Raw genomic sequence first — 1,150 nt, 5'->3', positions numbered from 1 at the left:
ACCGGGTCACTACAGGTATCGTTGTCGTTCGGCTTTTTACTTTTTTTCTGCGTGGAGGCTTTCGGCTTATCCGATTTTGTGACGCCTTTTTTATTGCGTGGAAACGGTAATAATCCGGCAATGACCACCGCCCACTGCAAGGCTTTATTGCTTTCCTGTAAAATAGGGAGTGCCTCGCCTGTTTCCTGGGTAACAGAAATGGATCCTGCGGCACTGTTGATATTGGCGTCACAGGTGGTGCGATGCCCCAACCGGGCAATCGGCCTGCCGTTGGCAAATACGGTTTTGGCGCCTTCAGCGACGACACCGGGAGGATGGTCACTGCATATCACCGGGTCGCCTTTCCGCGCGACCGGTTTACCCTCAAAGAACACATTGGGTGATCCTTTCGCAATGGTGCCTTTATTACTGCCATATTGCCCGATGGCGGCACCAATCCCTGCACAGGCACCACCGACAAACCCGCCGGCCGCCGCGGCCGCCGCAACCACAACCAGTGCCGCGCCTCCCGTAGCCACCACCAGAGCACCCACCGCCACTGCCGCAACCGCACCCAGTAAAACCCCACCCAGCGCGCCCCATAGCCCGGCATTTTTATTCTGGTGGGCAATGGCATCGCCTTCTCTGGCCGGATTTTCACCTTCGGTTGCGATGGTGCTCATCCCCATGCCTTTGGCGATAGCGTGACCGACTTTATCCCCGACATACATCCCCGCCGCCCCCCCGATTGCACCGGCGGCTAATCCGACCGCGAAAGGGGCCGCCGCACCCGTTGCCACCGCATAGGTGGCACTGGTTGCCAGTGTGGCATTAGCGAAGGTATCGCTTTGTAAAAATTCCAGTGCCCGGTCAGACGTGGATTTTTCTGTCCGTGGCGGGACTGGCGCAGATTTGCCGCCCTTTGAAGGCGAGGGATGATTGTGTGTGGCAGGTAACGGAGAAGAGCGCCCTGCCGCCGCTGCGCCCATCATCACATTCTGTGAAACACTCATGTTACACCTCCCTGTCAGGCGTTATCCTTCAGTTCATCGCGTAACCGGAACGTTGCCATCATGGTCTGCATCTGTTCCCGTTGTGCTGCGGTCATCTCCCCCTGACAGGTGCCGGTGAAAATCAGCACCTGTTTTGGGGTATTCAACAACATCATTAA

General features: G+C 57.1%; 1 protein-coding gene. It reads right to left on the bottom strand.

Going from position 1 to position 1,150, the window contains the following annotated elements; translation table 11 throughout:
• A partial coding sequence (locus AACS90_RS03060) for a PAAR domain-containing protein (RefSeq protein WP_193757315.1) occupies nucleotides 1–992 on the bottom strand: 992 nt, incomplete at its 3' end.
• Nucleotides 993–1,150 lie beyond the last annotated feature (158 nt).

Origin of the sequence: Xenorhabdus sp. KK7.4, from assembly GCF_963876465.1 — a bacterium.
In the GTDB taxonomy this organism is placed as follows: Bacteria; Pseudomonadota; Gammaproteobacteria; order Enterobacterales; family Enterobacteriaceae; genus Xenorhabdus; species Xenorhabdus stockiae.
The sequence above is the reverse complement of the archived record's forward strand: the minus strand, read 5'-3'. Positions and strand labels throughout refer to the sequence as shown.